This is a genomic window from Thauera sp. (assembly GCF_047601425.1).
Lineage (GTDB): Bacteria > Pseudomonadota > Gammaproteobacteria > Burkholderiales > Rhodocyclaceae > Thauera.
The window spans coordinates 1,789,337-1,803,181 of sequence record NZ_JASGJL010000001.1 but is presented as its reverse complement, the minus strand read 5'-3'; the positions used below and the strand labels follow the sequence as shown (position 1 = coordinate 1,803,181).

Below are 13,845 nucleotides of genomic sequence, written 5' to 3'. Positions count from 1 at the left end.
CTCCTTCAGCGGTGCCAGAACAGCACGCGGCGCTTGATGGCTTCGAGCAGGCTCATCGCCAGGAAAGTGACGAGGCCGGTGTACAGGATGCCGGCGACCATCTTCGGGTAGTCGGCGAAGTCGGCGTAGTACTGGACGAAACGGCCCAGGCCGGCGTTGGCGCCGAACAGCTCGGCCACGGTCAGCAGGATGAAGGAAAAGCCCAGGCCCACGGCAATGCCGGAAAAGATGTGGGGCATCGCCGCCGGCAGCACGACCTTCCACAGGAATTCGCGCCGTGTCAGGCCGAGGATCTGGGCGTTGTCGCGGTAGCGGCCTTCCAGCGCGTGGGCGCCGGCGGCGGCGTTGTGGAAGATCGGCCAGAAGGCGCCGATGAAGACCACGAAGATCGCCGACAGCTTGAAGGTCGGCAGGATGGCGATGGCGTAGGGCACGTACACCGTCGGCGGCACCGGGGCGGCGACCCGCGCGAAGGGGAAGAAGACCCGCTGCAGGCGTGGCGACGCACCGACCTGGATGCCGGCGGCGACACCCGCCACGATGGCCAGCGACAGGCCGGGCACCAGAATGGCGAACGAGGCCAGGGTGCTCTTCCACAGTTCCGGCAGCGATTCCCACAGCGCCAGCGCCGTGACCTGCGGGCTGGGGATCAGCGGGTTTTCGCCCAGCGGGAACCAGGCCGCGGCGGCGAACCAGGCGCCCAGCAGCACGAGCCAGACGATGGAGCCGTCGAGCAGCGTGCGCAGGGTCGATGGCTTGGCGGCGGCATTGCGCACCGCAGCCGGACGCGCAAGGTCGTCGGCAAGCGGCCGTTCCCGCTGCGCGACGGTGAGGGTTTCGGACATGGCGATGCTTCCTTCAGGCGGAGACGAGTTGACGCAGGGTGTCGGCGGCCAGGGTTTCGGCGATGGATTCGCGCAAGGCGTGGAAGCCGGCGCTGTCGAACAGCGTGCGGCGGTCGCGGTGGCGGGGAAAGGGCACGGGCAGGTCGGCGATCAGCCGGCCGGGTGTCGAACCGAGCACGACGACGCGATCGCCCAGGTACAGGGCTTCGTCGATGTCGTGGGTGACGAAGACGATGGTCTTCTTCGTCGCATCGGCTTCCCAGGCTTCGGTCAGCAGATCCTGCAGGCGGGCACGGTTGGCGGGGTCGAGCGCGCCGAAGGGTTCGTCCATCAGCAGCACCGGCGAGCGCAGCGCCAGCGCGCGTGCGATGGCGGCGCGCTGGCGCATGCCGCCGGACAGTTCGAACGGATACAGGCCGACCGCCGACTCCAGCCCGACCTTGGCCAGGCAGTCCGCCGCCTGGGCGCGGCAATCCGCCTTGCGCAGCTCCGGCTGGGCCTTGCCGATGGCGATCGCGATGTTGTCGGCCACGCTCATCCATGGGAACAAGGCGTAGTCCTGGAACACCACGCCGCGGTCGAAGCCGGGGCCGGTGATCGGCCTGCCCTTGCGCAGCAGCCGTCCCCGGCCGGGAAACTGCAGGCCGGCCAGCAGGCGCAGCAATGTCGATTTGCCCGAGCCGCTGGCACCCAGCAGGCAGACGAACTGCCCGGCCGGGACGTCGAGGTCGATCTTCTCCAGGATCGGCGCCGCGCCTTCCTCGTAGGCAAAGCCGACGCCTTGCAGGCTCAACTCCGCGGTCATCAGCCGTTCTTCCGCTTGAAGTCCTGCTGCAGCTTCTGCCAGTAGGCGTCGCCCGGGTTCTCGGCGGCGAGTTGGTTCAGCACCTTCTCGTAGAATCGGGCGTCGATCGACGACGACACGTCCGGCGCCTTGGCGATGAACTCGCTGCTGGCCATGACGTCGGCGAAATGCCTGACGCCCTTGGCGTCCGGATCGCTGGACTGGTCGATGTACTGTGAGTAGTAGCCGCGCTGCAGCAGCTCCTTGTCGAGCTTCACGTACTTGGCGATCGCCTCGATGGTGGCTTCCTTGTTCTCGGCGGCGAAGCGTTCGGCGAGCAGGATCGCGCGCAGGAACTTCTCCCAGGTCTCCGGGCTCTTGCCGTTCGCTTCGGTGATGACGAGGCGGCAGCAAGGGTGGCCCGGCTGCAGGTCGGTGGAATGGATCACGATCTGCAGCCCTTGTGCTTCGGCGCGCAGGTCATGCGGCCCCCATACCAGGCCGACGTCCACCTGGCCGGACTTGACCGCTTCGATGACCGCCGATGGATTCTTCAGCTCGAAGATTTCCAGGTCGGTCTTCCAGTTCAGGCCCGAATCCTTCAGCGCGCCGCGCAGCACCGCATCGCCCGAAGCCATGCGCACGGTGGCGACTTTCTTGCCCTTGAGGTCGGCGATGTCCTTGATCTTGGCCGCGCCGGCCAGGGTGGTCACCAGTGCGGCGTCGCCGCCCATGATGCCGCCGATGATCTTCAGCCTGGTGCCCTTGGAGAGATGGGCGATCGGGCCGGTGGTGCCGAAGGCGCCGGTATCGAGCTTGCCGGCGATGATGGCATTGAGGCCGTCGGCGGAGTTGTGGAATTCGACCAGTTCCACGTCCAGCCCTTCCCTGGCGAACAGGCCCTGCTCCTTGGCGACGAAGAACTTGGCGTGGCCGGTGGCCGGCAGGTAGCCGACCTTGAGCGATTCGGCGGCAGCGCTGCCGATGAGGCCGGCCAGGGCAAGGGCGGCAGTGAAGGACTTGAGGGCAAAACGGTGTTTCATGGCAGCTCCTGTGCAAATTCGCAGGCACGGAGTCTGCCAAATGGCCGCGGACGACCAAACCAAGCATTTCTGGTTTGCTTATTCGGCAAACCGCAGATGGCGGGGTCAGTCTTCGCTGGCGACCTTGTCGTTGTCGGGCGCCGGATCGACGTGGCCTTCCTCGTCGGCCAGCGACAGGGCCTGGGCCGCCTTCATCTCGTCCGGGCTCAGCTTCAGTGCGATGTTGTCGCGTTCATACACGCCGTCCATGTTCATCGCGGCTGCCGCGCGGTTGAACCAGACGTAGGCCTGAACCTGGTCCGCGGTGACACCGAGGCCGCCCCGATAGAGGCGGCCGAGCTCGACCATGGCGTCGCTGTCGCCCGCCTCGGCGGAGCGGCGGATCCACTTCTCGGCATATTCGTAGTTCTGCGGCATGCCCACGCCGCTGCGGTAGAGCTTGCCCAGCTGCAGCATGGCGCCGCTGTGGCCGCCGGTGGCGGCCTGCCGCAGCCAGGTGACTGCCTCGGCGGCGCCTTCCTTGCCGCGCGAGGTGTCGAGCAGGGCCGCGCGGCCGAGGCGGAATTGCGCTTCCACGTCGCCATTGCGCGCAGCCTCTTCGACCGTTGAGGTGACGGCAACGGCTGCCTGCGAGGCGCTGCTTGCGGCCGTGTCGTGTTCCGCTGAATCGGGCCACAGCAGAACGATGCTGCCCAGCACGCCGGCCACGATGACCGCGGCGCCGATGGTCAGCAAGGATGGCCTCTCAAGCCCGCTTTTTTTTGCGACACCCGCCGAGGCGATGAAGCGGTGCGAGCACGCTTCACAGCGATAGGGGCGCTTGTCGGGGTTCTCGACCTTTTCGTTATGAGAACGCCAGCGCGACGCGCGGCAGCGCGTCGATGCACATTTGGGGCAGGAGATGCTGGCGGGTACGTCCATGAAGAGACCTTTCGGGATGACAGGTTGCGCGGTGACGGGTGTGAATCATCACTGCGGCGGCGATTCTCGGGCAATGTGGAGCAGATTTCAACATCGCTAAAACCGCAAATGACAACAAAATCACGGGGATATGTTTGCCAAATACATGGAGTGAACTGCAGAGCTCCGGCGCTCAACCGGCAAGTATGCCGTCGACATCCATTGCCTCGCCGATGGCATAGAAATGCCCTCCGGCAACGTAGTGCAGGCTGCGCCATGCCGGATCAGCGGTTTCGAAATGCCAGTGGCCGTCACGGAATACCCGGGTATCCGCCCAGGCGCCGATGATCTCGGCAATGAAAAGGTCGTAGCGTTCCTGGTTGTGCGGCTCCGGAATCACACGGCAGGCCAGCCACGCCGAGCAGCCGGCCACGAAAGGCTGGTCGTGGCCGTCGATGCCGAACAGTTCGACGCCGCAGCGGGCGAGCTTGTCGGGCTGTTCGGCCAGGCTGCGGTTTCCCACCTCGTGGGTGAGATCCATCTGCGCCACGGTCGGGACCTGGATCACCAGTCGTCCGCTCTTTTCCACCAGTTCGCGCGTCTTGGCGCTCTTGTCCAGCACCACGGTCAGCTTGGGCGGCGCGAAGTCCAGCGCGCAGGCCCAGGACGCCGCCATGACGTTGTCGACACCGTCGTGGCGGGCGGAGACCAGGATGGTCGGGCCGTGGTTGATCAGGCGGTAGGATTTTTCCAGCGGGACGGGGGCGATATGCGGGGGCACTATTGGAACTCCAGGTATTCCGGGCCGGCCATGCAGCGGCAGGATCCGAGCATGCTCTCATCGACGATGGGCCATGTGGCGCCTTGGATGCGGTAGGCCAAGGCCGGCAGTTTCATGATCAGAGAGGCCGGCCCTGCCTACTGGGACCGCTCCTCCCAGAGTGACAGCACGTAATCGGGCAATGGAAGCCTGGCCAGTGTTTTCGACTCTTCCTCGCCCAGGCCGAACATCCGCATCAGGCATTCCACCGTCTGTTCCGCCATCTGCTCCGGCGCATCGCCCTCGAGCAGGGTTCGCATCGCGCCCACCAGTGCCGACAAGGTGATTCGCGCGGCGGTTGCCGTGGCACTGACGGTGAATCGGCCTTGTTCGAAACCCGCCTGGATGTCCTCGACGGCGCGGGCGTAGTAAAACTCCTTCATGTACTGGTGGGTGCCTTGGGTTCTGACGATGAACCAGCCCCATACCGGATCATGCAGTGCGCGCGTCAGGAACACTTTCTGGATGTAGGCGGTTGAAGTCGCCTTGTCCGTCTCCCGGGAGTTGATTTCGTCCACGATGCGGCCGATTTCCTCCGCCCGGTCATGGAAGAGCGCGCTGGTGATGTCTTCCTTGGACGTGAAGTGGTTGTAGAAAGTACCGAAGCCGACGTCGGCTCCGCTGGTGATGTCCTCGATGGTGGTGGCGTCGAAGCCTTTGGCGGCGATGACTTTGTGCGCGGACTCGATCAGTTTGCGCCGGGTGCGCTCACGCGACCGGCTGCCCCGGGTTGCCGGCGCGCGCGCGCCGGATCCGGGTTCGCTGCCGGAAGCGGTGGCGGGTCGGCTTTTCTTGTTTGTCCCGCTGGCTCCAATGGCGGCTTGAGTGGGGCTGACATTCTTGCGGGTGACCATGGCTTGGGGAGCTCCAATCGATGCGGCTGGGTCTTGCCTCGACCAGGCAAAACGGCAAATCGTATCTTTTGGGCTCCCGGCAGGCAAGCAAGCGCAGACCCTGCTCAGGCAGCGGCTGCCGTCAGGCGGTGGTACTGCCTGTCGAAATAAAGCAGGCTTTCCTGCTGCCCGGAATCCCGGATCTGCTCGACCTGGCAATAAAAGACACCGTGCGTCCCCACCCTGGATACGCTGCTGATCCGGCAGTCGAAGGACAGGAGTGCATCCTCCAGCACCGGCGCCCCCGTTGCCAGCGTAATCCAGGGGGTGAGCGCGAATCTCTCCTCTATCGAAAGCGCTTCGGCCCCGCTGAACCGGCGCGACACGTCTTCCTGACTGCCGTGCAGGACATTGATGCACAGCACGCCGTTCCTGATGTAGCGCTCGTACTGGCGCGCATTGGCGTTGATGCAGGCGAGCAGGGTCGGCGGCCCATCCGTGACGCTGCATACCGCAGAGGCCGTCAGTCCGGCGAGACCTCCTTCTCCGTCGGTGGTGAGTACGTTGACGGCCGCACCGAGGCGGCACATCGCGTTTCTGAAAGCGATTGATTCGACCATTTTCGTTGTCTCCGGCTCCACGATGAAATCCCCCGTAGGGGTGTACCCCAATGCCATCGGCTGAACTTGAATGATACGTTTATCACAACTGATGGCGTAATCAGTTTTGCAAAAAAACAAAGCCAAGTAAAGGCGCTGCAAAAAAAGACCGGGGTGGCTCGGCAGTACAGGCAGCCTCACAGGAGACAAGCAACGATGCTGATACTCATTGATGGCGAATGGTGCGCCAGGGTGTTGCAGTGCAATGGCCTTCACGAACTATTGATCGTGACGCCTCATCACCGGCGGCATCTGCCGAAGATGCGCGCCGCGATGGATGGCGTGAGCCGCGCATGGGAGCTCAATTCCGCCGAGATCGACCAGAAATGGCTGCTGGCTGCCGTTGGGGCCGGCAAGACGGATTCATGGCGGGAAGGCTTCGGCGCGCTGGTGGCCAGGTTGTGGGCACGGGGCCAGGTCGATGAAGCCGACGGTTTCATACGCGTACCGGTGAGATGGGGCATCGATGTTTCGTCGCTGAAGCCCGGGAATGCGCGCAAGAAGCCGGATTGCCATCGGATTCGAATAGAAGACACCGGGCAGGAATTCTCCTGCCTCAGCGAATCTTCCGTTCTTCATGGCTGTGTATTCGCAGGCCATGGAGTACTGCCGTCGGGATGCCATGGCGGCGGCTGCGGCATTTGCAGGATCAAGGTCGTGCAAGGGCGCTACGCATGCGGCCAGATGAGCCGCCAGCACGTCAGCGACGAGGACATCGCGCAAGGCATCGTGCTGGCGTGCCGAATCTATCCCTTGTCCGACCTGGTGTTCGAGTTGGCGGGAAAAGCAGCGAGTCGCGTGAAGGACACGAATACAACGAGGGTGCAGTCACCAAGGAGAGAGCAATGAGCATCATGAGGTTAGGGCATGTACGGCTCCGGGTCATGGACATGGAGAAGGCATTGCACCATTACACGGAAGTTCTCGGCATGCTGGAGAGCGGGCGTGACCCACAAGGGCGCGTCTATCTCAGGGGATGGGACGAGTGGGATTCGTATTCCCTCGTATTGTCGCTGGCTGAGCGGGCAGGGGTGGATCACATCGCCTTCAAGCTGGAGTCGGATGACGATCTGGACGTGTTCGCTGCCCGCGTGGCGGCCGCGGGCAGGGAAGTGCGTCGGCATGCGGCCGGCGAGCTGCACGACTGCGGACGGTCGATCAGCTTCGAGCTGCCGAGCGGCCACACCATGTTCCTGTACGCGGAGAAGCGTTTTGTCGGCAAGGCGGTCGGGGATCTGAATCCCCATCCCTGGCCCGACGGGCTCAAGGGTGCCGCCGTCCATTGGCTGGATCACGTCATGCTGATGTGTCCGGTCGATCCGGAGAAAGGCATCAACACCGTGGCCGAAACGACCAATTTTCTCGTGGAAGTGCTGGGCTTCTATCTCGGCGAGCAGGTGATGGCCGGCCCGGATCATTCATTCCAGGCGGCCAGCTGGCTGTTCAGGGGCAGCAAGCCGCACGATCTCGCGCTCGGCGGCGGTCCCGTCGCCGGCCTGCACCACATCGCCTTTTTCCTCGATGACTGGAACGCCGTGCTGCACGGCGCCGACGTGCTCGGCAAACACAAGGTCAAGATCGACGTCACGCCCCAGCGGCATGGCATCACCCGGGGGCAGACCACCTATTTCTTCGACCCCTCGGGCAATCGCTGCGAGATGTTCGGCGGAATGGGATACATGGCCCAGCCCGACATGCCGACCGTGACGTGGCATGTCGAGGAAATCTGGCGCGGAATCTTCTTCCATGAAGGTGAGCCGAAGCCCGATTTCCTCCAGGTCTATACCTGAATCCTGCCCGGGTAATGCTCGGCCTTCATCACGGGCCCGCATTTCCGCTTTCCACAAGATTTTCCAGTTCGATCCGAATCACGTCATTCGCGTGAGGGGCTGCTTTTGGCCGGATTTCCGTCAGGCAGTGAATTTCAGCGAAGTTTCTTGATGTCAGCACGGCGACGATCGCCGAAAGGAGCATTTCATGAAGATCAGCTATTTCCAGCAGGTTCCCTACAGAACCTTGCCCGACGACTTTCTGCAGCATAACGAGTCGGTGGTGACGACCCCGTACCACCCCTTGACCACCGCCCAGGGGGTCAAGAGTGCATACCGGGATGCCCTGGACGAGATGCTGTATGCCGCGCGGGCGGGTTTCGACGGCCTCGCCATCACCGAGCATGGCCAGAGCAGCTACGACATGATGCCCAACCCGGATCTGTTCATGTCGGCCCTGGCCTACATGACGGAAATCGAGGGAATCGAGACGGCCATCTATCCGCTCGGCCGTTCACTGGGAAAGTCGAGAGAGCCGCTGCGTGTCGCCGAAGAGCAGGCCATGCTCGACTGCATGTCCGGCGGGCGCCTGGTGGCCGGCTTTCCGGTGGGGCTCGCCTACGATGCCAACGTCAACAACGGCGTGCCGCCGGCGCTGACCCGCGAGCACTTCGACGAAAACCTCGAACTGGTGCTGCGGGCCTGGACCGAGAAGAAGCCGTTTGCCTTCAACGGCCGCTTCAACAAGCTGGGACAGGTCAATATCTGGCCGCGCCCCTTGCAGGACGCGCCGCATCCGCCGGTATGGATCACCGCCATCGGCAACCCGAACACGATGAAGTTCATCGTCGATAACGACTATGGCTTCAACTACTTCGGCTGGTTCGGCGCCAAGGTCACCGGCAAGCGCATCTTCGACCGCTTCCGCGACATCGCCAATCAGGCCGGCCGGGAAGACAACCCCTATCAGATCGGCTTCATGCAGATGGTCGCCGTCGCCGAAACGGATGCCGAAGCCGAGCGGCTCTATGCGCGCCACGCCGAATACTTCTTCCGCAATGGCCTGGGCGGTATCGGCATGAACCGGCTCGCATTGCCTGGCGGAATCGACATCAACGGGCTCGAATTCATCTATCGGGATCCCAAGGATTTCGGCGTGTACGAAAAGATGCGCACGATCACCTACAGGGAACTCCTCGACAGCGGCGCCCTGATTGCCGGCAGTCCGCAGACCGTGCGCGAGCAGATCCGCGAATTCGCCACCGATTTCCGCATTGGAAACCTGCACACGATGCTGCAGTTCGGGTCGATGCCAAAGGAATTGGCACTGCAGAACATCGACTTGTTCACCCGTGAGGTCAAGCCGCATCTGAGCAGCCTGTGGCAGGACCAGGGGCACCAGCACTACTGGTGGCCGGTGCGCCTTGGGGGCGCGGTCAGGAATGCAGCGGACAACAAGCAACTGAAAGAGGTGGCGGCATGAGTGTGGCAACGATGGAAAAAGCGGAAGTGAAAGTCGTGTCCGTCTGGGGCGGCAAGATCAATCTGCGGGTGCGCGTGGCCGGCAGCGGACCGCAGCTCGTTTATCTGCACCCGGCCGGCGGGCTGGTCTGGGACGAGTTCCTGGACCGCCTGTCCAGCCACTATCAGGTCTTTGCCCCGGAGTTTCCGGGAACGAGCGCCGGCGATCCCTATGCCATCAAGACGCTGCATGACTGGATGGAGGTGCTGCTGGTCTATGAGGAGGCTTTCCGCGCGCTCGGGCTGGACAAGCCCCTGGTGGTCGGCCAGAGCTTTGGCGGCATGCTGGCGGCCGAGCTGGCTTCGGTGTTTCCGGCCCTGCCGTCGAGACTGGTGCTGCTCGATGCCATCGGTCTGTGGCGGGACGACGCGCCTGTCGTCAATTGGAACGAAGTCCATCCCAAGGACCTGCCGGCGCTGTTGTTCCACGACCCGCAGTCGCCGGCCGCCCAGGCCATGCTGAGCCTGCCCGAAGACTTCGAGGCGCGCATCAAGGCCATGGCGGCCGGGGTCTGGACCCTGGGATGCACGGGCAAGTTCGTCTGGCCCATCCCCGACCTCGGGCTGTCGCGCCGCCTGCACCGGGTGACGGCGCCGACCTTGATCGTCTGGGGCGAACACGATCGGCTCGTTTCACCCGTCTATGCGGACGAGTACGCGAAATCGATCGCGGACAGCCGGGTGGCGCTCATTGCCGGTGCGGGCCACATCCCGCAAGTCGAGGCGCTGGAACCGACCTGGAGCGCTGTTTCGGCCTTTTTGGCGGAAACACGATAGCCCGCGTGCGGCATCGGGAACCACCACTACACGAAAGGCCTGCCGGGATCGCCGCCTGGCACATGCGGCAGGCCATGATCAGGAGACAAGACATGAAAACGCATTCGGGCCGCGTGGCGATCGTCACGGGCGCATCCAAGGGAATCGGGCGGACGCTCGCCGTCGGCCTGGCAGAGCGGGGCGCCGATCTCGTGCTGCTGGATCTGGACGATTGTGCGCAGACGCGCGCCGAGGTGCAGGCGCTGGGCGCCAAAGCCGTCAATGTGATCTGCAACGTGGCATCGGAGCCGGATTGGCTGAAAGCGCGCGGCGTCGTGAACGATACGTTCGGGCGGGCCGACATCCTCGTCAACAATGCCGGCATCTATCCCTTCGCGCCGCTGGAAGAGCTGACGCCCGAGACTTTCCGGCGAGTGCTGTCGGTGAATCTGGAAGGGCCTTTCCTGGGCGCGCGCACTTTCGTGCCCCTGATGAAAAAGGCCGGATGGGGACGCATCGTCAACATTTCCTCCAACTCCATCGGCACGAACCTCGGCGGCCTGAGCCATTACATGGCAAGCAAGATGGGGGTGATCGGCTTCACCCGTGGCCTGGCGAACGAGCTCGGCGAACACGGCATCACCGTCAATGCGGTCGCGCCGGCGATCACCCGGACGCCCGGCACCAGCGTGATGCCGGAAGAGGTCACGGCCGCGGTATGGAACCAGCAGGCGATCCGGCGTTTTGCCGAGCCGCAGGACATCGTCGGGCCGATCCTGTTCCTGACTTCGGCGGATGCGGAATTCGTCACCGGCCAGACCATGGTCGTGGACGGGGGGATGTGGAAACTATGAGCGCGAATCGCAAGAACAGGGCCGTCGTGCTGGAGCGCCCCGAATCGCTGGCGGTGCACGAGCTTTCCGTGCCCGCACCGGGACCGGGATCGGTCGTCGCGAAAGTCGAGTACGGCGGTGTGTGCGGCAGTGACGTCCATATGAGCAAGGGAGAATTCCAGCTGCCCTACGCCATCGTGCTCGGCCACGAAGGCGTCGGCGTGATCGAAGAACTGGGAGAAGGCGTCACGCACGATTACGCGGGAAATGCCTTGCAGGCCGGCGACCGGATCTATTGGTGCCCGATCGCGCCTTGCCACAAATGCTGGTACTGCACGGTCGAAAAGGACTTTTCGTCCTGCACCAACGCGACGTGGTTCGGCCCGGTGGATCGGCCGACCTGGGGCAGCTATGCGGAATACGTGACGCTGCCCACAGGGGCGGCATTCTTCCGCATTCCCGATGGCACGCCGAGCGAAGCGGTGATCGCCTTCGGCTGCGCCTTGCCGGCGGTGCTGCAAGGCATCGAGCGTGCGGGCGGAATCAAGCCCTTGAGCAACGTCGTCGTTCAGGGCTGCGGTCCGATCGGTCTGGCGGCGGTCATGATGGCCAGGCTTTCCGGTGCGGCCACGGTCACGGCAATCGATGCTTCTCCGCTGCGCCTGGCGCTGGCGCAGAAGTTCGGCGCCAGCGCCGTGCTGGATCTGTCGGCGACCTCGGCCGAGGAGCGCCTGGAGAGCGTGCGGCGGAACAGCGGCGGCAGGGGGGCCGACATCGTCATCGAAGGCACCGGGCACCGCTCCGCTTTCCAGGAAGGGATGCAGCTCTGCGCGAGAAACGCTTCGTATCTCCTGATCGGCTTGTGGGCCAGCCAGGGCGAGCAATCCTTCGACCCCTCCCAGATCGTCCAGCGCAACCTGAAACTCGTCGGTACTCAGTATGCGCAAGGCCGCCACTATTACGAGGCAATGAAGATAGCGTCATTGCACCACCAGACGCTTCCGTTCGAGGCGCTCATCACCCACCGTTGCGGCCTCCATGAGGCCCGGCAGGCATTCGATCTGGTGAGCTCGGGCAAGGCCGGAAAAGTCGTCATGCGGCCATAGCGGCTTCTGCCAGCGACGCTGATTCGCACCGGCCTGATCGCGGTCCGGCATGGGCATCGTCCGTCACGGCGATGGTCCATGCCGGCGCCTGTCCGGACCGGAATCCGATCTGGATTAGGACAACGGAAAATGAGAGACAAGACCCATACGATGATTCTTGCCGCGGCCGCCACGATGCTGCCGCTGTGCGCCGGCGCCGGCGGCCATTACATCCCTGGCGCCGAAGGCATTCAGGCGGCGACTGCGCCGCCGCCGGGGATGTATTACCTGGCCTATCTGATCAACTACAACATGGACAGATTCCGCGCGCCGGGCACGAGCGACAAGCTGGCCGGCCACAACCGGGGGACGGTGTCCGCCATCGCCAGCCGGTTTGCCTGGATCACCGACCAGAAGGTCCTGGGCGCGGATTACGGCATGGAATTGCTGGTGCCGGTGGCGCGCACGTCGCTGACGCTGAATGCCGCGGGCGTTTCCGATTCGCGCAGCGGCGTCGGCGACATCTACGTCGGTCCGCTCGTGCTGGGCTGGCATGGGCAGCAATGGGACGCGACGGCCGCTGCCGGGGTCTGGCTGGACAACGGCAGCACCAGCAGTCCCGCCTCACCCGGCAAGGGCTTCAAAGGCACGATGCTCACCGGCGGCATGACCTGGTACTTCGACAGCGCCAGAACGGTCTCGGCCTCGGGCCTGATGCGTTTCGAACGCAACGGCAAGAACGGCGACGGCTTCCGGCCGGGCAATCAGATTTCGCTGGAATGGGGGCTGGGCAAGAACTTCGGCACCGTGCAGGCCGGTTTGGTCGGCTACAGCCAATGGCAGGTGTCGGACGACAAAGGCGCCGGTGCAAGCAATGACCGGGAGTCGCGCCATGCCATCGGCCTGCAGCTCGATTACCCGATTCCGGGGGCCGGCGTGTTCCTGAAGGGCGCGGTTTACAAGGAGGTGAGTGCCACCGCCGGCAGCAATGCCTATCCGAAGGGAAGCTTGCTGCGGCTGACGATCGTGAAGGCATTCTGAGGCCGCGCTCCTGCGCCGGCGAAAGGCCGGTGCAGGGGCAGTCTGGATCAATGGCTTGTTTGAATTGGGGCTGACCCCAGGGAAGGAAATACATGAACAACTCGAACCCTGAAATAGGCAAGAGCGTCCGGACCGGAGACATCGTCACGAACTACCAGGACGTGGGCAGCGGCAAGCCGGTATTGCTGCTGCACGGCTCGGGCCCGGGCGTGAGCGCCTGGGCGAACTGGCGTGGCGTGCTGGCAGGGCTGGGCGACGAATTCCGCTTGCTGGCGCCGGACTTGGCGGGCTTCGGCTATACCGAGGTGCCGCGGGGCATCGAATATTCGCGCGCCCGCTGGTTGGCCCAGATCGTCGATTTCCTGGACGCCCTGGCGCTCGAGAAAGTGCATCTGGTCGGCAATTCCTTCGGCGGCTCGATGGCGCTGGCGCTGGCGATCCGGTATCCCGAACGGGTCGACAGGATCGTGCTGATGGGGAGCGTCGGCGTGCCGTTCGAACTGACCGCCGGGCTGGATGCGGTGTGGGGCTACGAGCCTTCGTTCGACAACATGCAGGCTCTGATGCGAGACACCTTCGCCTACGACCCCACCCTGATCAACGATCAACTGGTCGCGTCCCGCCATCAGGCGAGCCTGCGCACGCAACAGGCCTTCGCTTCGATGTTTCCGCCGCCGCGGCAGCGCTGGGTGGATGCCATGGCTCACGACGAGCAGGACATTCGCGGCATCAGGCGTCCGACGCTGATGGTGCATGGGCGCGACGACAAGGTGATACCGGTGGCGAACTCGCTGCTGCTGCACCAATGGATCGACGATAGCCAGCTGCATCTGTTCGGCCGCTGCGGTCACTGGACCCAGATCGAGAAGGGGGCGGAATTCTGCCGCCTGCTGCGCGATTTCTTCGGGCGTTGAGTCGAGTGCGCTGCAATGCCGTGAATGAGGTGACCCTCAGGC

At 64.1% G+C, this 13,845-nt stretch carries 15 protein-coding genes; 8 read left to right on the top strand and 7 right to left on the bottom strand.

Annotation, left to right across the window (positions count from 1 at the left end; all coding sequences use genetic code 11):
• Nucleotides 1–5: 5 nt before the first annotated feature.
• The 7 genes from QM748_RS08785 to QM748_RS08755 form a co-directional block, all read right to left on the bottom strand.
• On the bottom strand, nt 6–845 hold the full coding sequence (locus QM748_RS08785; RefSeq protein ID WP_415246605.1) for an ABC transporter permease: 840 nt from the start codon (nt 843–845) through the stop codon (nt 6–8).
• A gap of 13 nt (nt 846–858) precedes the next feature.
• Complete coding sequence (locus tag QM748_RS08780; protein WP_415246604.1) at nt 859–1,650, bottom strand: ABC transporter ATP-binding protein; 792 nt, start codon at nt 1,648–1,650, stop codon at nt 859–861.
• A complete protein-coding gene (locus QM748_RS08775; protein ID WP_415246603.1) occupies nt 1,650–2,672 on the bottom strand; it encodes an ABC transporter substrate-binding protein in 1,023 nt (340 codons plus the stop codon). Before QM748_RS08775 ends, QM748_RS08780 begins: the two co-directional genes overlap by 1 nt.
• 105 nt (nt 2,673–2,777) lie before the next feature.
• Entirely contained in the window at nt 2,778–3,593 is an 816-nt protein-coding gene (locus QM748_RS08770) for a tetratricopeptide repeat protein (protein WP_415246602.1), read from the bottom strand.
• Between the two features lie 172 nt (nt 3,594–3,765).
• Nucleotides 3,766–4,353: a flavin reductase family protein gene (locus QM748_RS08765; RefSeq protein ID WP_415246601.1), complete on the bottom strand. Its 588-nt coding sequence runs from the start codon at nt 4,351–4,353 to the stop codon at nt 3,766–3,768.
• A 137-nt stretch (nt 4,354–4,490) separates the two neighbouring features.
• Nucleotides 4,491–5,246, bottom strand: coding sequence for a TetR/AcrR family transcriptional regulator (locus tag QM748_RS08760; protein WP_415246600.1), 756 nt, complete (start codon nt 5,244–5,246; stop codon nt 4,491–4,493).
• Between the two features lie 104 nt (nt 5,247–5,350).
• Nucleotides 5,351–5,971 carry a flavin reductase gene (locus QM748_RS08755; protein ID WP_415246599.1) on the bottom strand — a complete coding sequence of 207 codons (621 nt, stop codon included), beginning with the start codon at nt 5,969–5,971 and terminating at the stop codon, nt 5,351–5,353.
• Between the two features lie 69 nt (nt 5,972–6,040).
• Between QM748_RS08755 and QM748_RS08750 the strand changes: the two genes are divergently transcribed.
• The 8 genes from QM748_RS08750 (at nt 6,041) to QM748_RS08715 (ending at nt 13,803) form a co-directional block, all read left to right on the top strand.
• Nucleotides 6,041–6,733 (top strand): 2Fe-2S iron-sulfur cluster-binding protein, encoded by a 693-nt coding sequence (locus QM748_RS08750; protein ID WP_415246598.1) that lies wholly within the window; start codon nt 6,041–6,043, stop codon nt 6,731–6,733.
• A complete protein-coding gene (locus tag QM748_RS08745; protein ID WP_415246597.1) occupies nt 6,730–7,674 on the top strand; it encodes a catechol 2,3-dioxygenase in 945 nt (314 codons plus the stop codon). Before QM748_RS08750 ends, QM748_RS08745 begins: the two co-directional genes overlap by 4 nt.
• A 187-nt stretch (nt 7,675–7,861) precedes the next feature.
• Nucleotides 7,862–9,136, top strand: a complete 1,275-nt coding sequence (locus QM748_RS08740) for an LLM class flavin-dependent oxidoreductase (RefSeq protein WP_415246596.1) — start codon at nt 7,862–7,864, stop codon at nt 9,134–9,136.
• 11 nt (nt 9,137–9,147) lie between these two features.
• Nucleotides 9,148–9,951, top strand: coding sequence for an alpha/beta fold hydrolase (locus QM748_RS08735; RefSeq protein WP_415246595.1), 804 nt, complete (start codon nt 9,148–9,150; stop codon nt 9,949–9,951).
• Between the two features lie 92 nt (nt 9,952–10,043).
• On the top strand, nt 10,044–10,784 hold the full coding sequence (locus QM748_RS08730; RefSeq protein WP_415246594.1) for an SDR family NAD(P)-dependent oxidoreductase: 741 nt from the start codon (nt 10,044–10,046) through the stop codon (nt 10,782–10,784).
• Nucleotides 10,781–11,869, top strand: coding sequence for a zinc-binding dehydrogenase (locus QM748_RS08725; RefSeq protein ID WP_415246593.1), 1,089 nt, complete (start codon nt 10,781–10,783; stop codon nt 11,867–11,869). The genes QM748_RS08730 and QM748_RS08725 overlap by 4 nt, the downstream gene beginning before the upstream one ends.
• Before the next feature lie 129 nt (nt 11,870–11,998).
• Nucleotides 11,999–12,889 (top strand): transporter, encoded by an 891-nt coding sequence (locus QM748_RS08720; RefSeq protein WP_415246592.1) that lies wholly within the window; start codon nt 11,999–12,001, stop codon nt 12,887–12,889.
• A 92-nt stretch (nt 12,890–12,981) separates the two neighbouring features.
• Nucleotides 12,982–13,803, top strand: coding sequence for an alpha/beta fold hydrolase (locus QM748_RS08715; protein WP_415246591.1), 822 nt, complete (start codon nt 12,982–12,984; stop codon nt 13,801–13,803).
• Nucleotides 13,804–13,845 lie beyond the last annotated feature (42 nt).

Excerpts from the sequence above, each read along its gene's own strand:
- QM748_RS08785 (WP_415246605.1), bottom strand. The coding sequence starts at position 845 with ATGTCCGAAACCCTCACCGTCGCGCAGCGGGAACGGCCGCTTGCCGAC.
- QM748_RS08770 (WP_415246602.1), bottom strand. The coding sequence starts at position 3,593 with ATGGACGTACCCGCCAGCATCTCCTGCCCCAAATGTGCATCGACGCGC.
- QM748_RS08730 (WP_415246594.1), top strand. The coding sequence starts at position 10,044 with ATGAAAACGCATTCGGGCCGCGTGGCGATCGTCACGGGCGCATCCAAG.
- QM748_RS08725 (WP_415246593.1), top strand. The coding sequence starts at position 10,781 with ATGAGCGCGAATCGCAAGAACAGGGCCGTCGTGCTGGAGCGCCCCGAA.
- QM748_RS08735 (WP_415246595.1), top strand. The coding sequence starts at position 9,148 with ATGGAAAAAGCGGAAGTGAAAGTCGTGTCCGTCTGGGGCGGCAAGATC.
- QM748_RS08750 (WP_415246598.1), top strand. The coding sequence starts at position 6,041 with ATGCTGATACTCATTGATGGCGAATGGTGCGCCAGGGTGTTGCAGTGC.
- QM748_RS08715 (WP_415246591.1), top strand. The coding sequence starts at position 12,982 with ATGAACAACTCGAACCCTGAAATAGGCAAGAGCGTCCGGACCGGAGAC.
- QM748_RS08780 (WP_415246604.1), bottom strand. The coding sequence starts at position 1,650 with ATGACCGCGGAGTTGAGCCTGCAAGGCGTCGGCTTTGCCTACGAGGAA.
- QM748_RS08775 (WP_415246603.1), bottom strand. The coding sequence starts at position 2,672 with ATGAAACACCGTTTTGCCCTCAAGTCCTTCACTGCCGCCCTTGCCCTG.
- QM748_RS08720 (WP_415246592.1), top strand. The coding sequence starts at position 11,999 with ATGAGAGACAAGACCCATACGATGATTCTTGCCGCGGCCGCCACGATG.
- QM748_RS08760 (WP_415246600.1), bottom strand. The coding sequence starts at position 5,246 with ATGGTCACCCGCAAGAATGTCAGCCCCACTCAAGCCGCCATTGGAGCC.
- QM748_RS08740 (WP_415246596.1), top strand. The coding sequence starts at position 7,862 with ATGAAGATCAGCTATTTCCAGCAGGTTCCCTACAGAACCTTGCCCGAC.
- QM748_RS08745 (WP_415246597.1), top strand. The coding sequence starts at position 6,730 with ATGAGCATCATGAGGTTAGGGCATGTACGGCTCCGGGTCATGGACATG.